Annotated in this window: 2 protein-coding genes; both read right to left on the bottom strand. The window is 73.6% G+C overall.

The genetic code is table 11. The annotated features are described in order from the left end of the window. A partial coding sequence (locus tag ACTUAL_RS16270; protein WP_440900859.1) for a cation:proton antiporter domain-containing protein occupies window positions 1–777 on the bottom strand: 777 nt, incomplete at its 3' end. Between the two features lie 326 nt (window positions 778–1103). Next, window positions 1104–1920: transglycosylase SLT domain-containing protein (locus ACTUAL_RS16265; protein ID WP_440900858.1), on the bottom strand; the 817-nt coding region annotated here is incomplete at its 5' end.

Genomic DNA, 1920 nt, shown 5'->3' with positions numbered 1-1920 from the left:
CCGGGTCCTGGCCGAGAACCAGCGCGGCCCGGTCTGGCTCACCAGCAGCCCGCACACCACCGTCGCCAGCACGCCCGACGCGTGGATCTCCTCCGCCAGCAGGAACGCCGTGAACGGGGTCAGCACGCTGATCCCGGCCTCCGGCAGCGGTTCCACGACCACCTTGCGCAGCCAGGTCACCAGCAGTCCGACCAGCAGGCCCACCACGACGCCGCCCGCGTAGGACAGGCCGAAGTCGCCCAGCGCGGACGGCCAGGAGAACTCCTCCCGACCGCTGGCCACGGCCACCGCGATCGCGAACAGCACCAGCGCGGTGCCGTCGTTGACCAGGCTCTCGGCGCGCAGCAGGGTCAGCTGCCGGTGCGGCATCCTCCCCGCGACCGCGCCGACGGCGGTGGCGTCGGTGGGCGCGACCACCGCGCCGAGCACGAACGCCACCGGCCAGCTCAGGCCCAGCGCGTGCCCGACCGCCGCGACCGAGGCGGCGGTCACCAGCACCAGCACGACCGAGCTGAGCGCGATGCTGCGCAGGTTCGCCCTGATCTCGCGCAGCGAGGTGTTCAGCGCCTCCCAGTGCAGCAGCGCGGGCAGGAACAGCAGCAGCACCACCTCGGGCGGCAGCCGGATCGGCTCCAGCCAGGGGACCAGCGCGGCCAGCGCCCCGCCGACCAGCAGCACGATCGGCGGCGACAGGCGCAGGCGGCGGGCGAGCAGGTGCAGCGCGACCACGGCCGCGCCGACGGACACGAGCACGATCAGCGCCTGCGAGTCGCCCATGGCCTCTTCTGCCTCCCGTCTTGGTGGACGGGAGGGAGTCGCCCGCAGGAGTGCGGTTCAAACCGGCCCGCTCCGGGGTACCCGTGTCCCCAGCGGCGGTCGGCGCGGCTCGGGACAGCGTCGTTCCGGGGCCCACGACGCCCGCTGCGGCCTCAACGCCCGACTCCGGTCGGGTGGGTGCCGTCGGGGCCCTCCGGGGCGCTCACGGCCCGCTCAGAGGTTCCGCGCGCACGCGTCCGCCCCTCCGCGGGTCCCGAACGGGGACCGGGGGAGGGGCGGGGTCGCGGATCAGCGGATCGGCGGCGCGGGGATCAGCGGCGCGGGGATCAGTAGCCCTGGTAGCCGGTTCCGGCGTTGATGCCGATCAGGCCGGGGTGGTTGTGGAAGCCGCCGTAGCGGGCGTACACGTACCGCACGCCCGCGATGATGTTGTCCACCGGGCGGTAGATGTCGTCGTAGCCCGCGAGCTTGTACGCCTCGAACGTGGGGTCGATGACCTGCATCAGGCCCTTCGACGGGGTGCCGCGCACCGCGTTCGAGTCCCAGTTGTTGATGGCGTTGACGTTGCCGCCGGACTCCTTCTGGATCACCGTCCAGATCGCGCCCACGCTGCTGTTGTCGATCGAGGTGCCGTTGGCCTGGAGGACCTTGATGGCCTCCTTGATCCACGCCTCGACCTCGCGCTGCTTGGCCGGCTTGCGCGCCTCGGCCTCGCGCTCCTTGCGCTCCTGCTCGGCCTTGACCCGCGCCGCGTAGTCGTTCGCCGCCGCGTCGCTGATCTGGTTGACCGCCATGGCCGCCGTCATCTGCTCCTGCTGGAGCAGGCGGGACGCCTCGCCGCCGACGTCCACCGAGTGGACGGTCCGGACCTCGGCGATGGTCTGCGCCGTCGGCGAGACCGCCGGGGCGTCCGGGTCGCCGAACCCGCCGAAGTTCATGGCGCCCGCGCTGGGGCTGAAGGTGCCGCCGGTGACCGCGTAGGCCGCGGCCCCGCCCGCTCCCGCGACCACGCCGACCGCCATCGCGACGGCGGACACCCGGTGGGCCAGCGGGGCCTTGTCGGACTCGGCGCGGTGCGCTCCGGGAACGACGCCGGGGGCGGTGACGACCACTGGGAACACCAGCGTGGTCGGTTCCCCCTGG

The organism is Actinosynnema sp., assembly GCF_052038725.1.
This window is presented reverse-complemented; position numbering and strand designations above follow the sequence as displayed.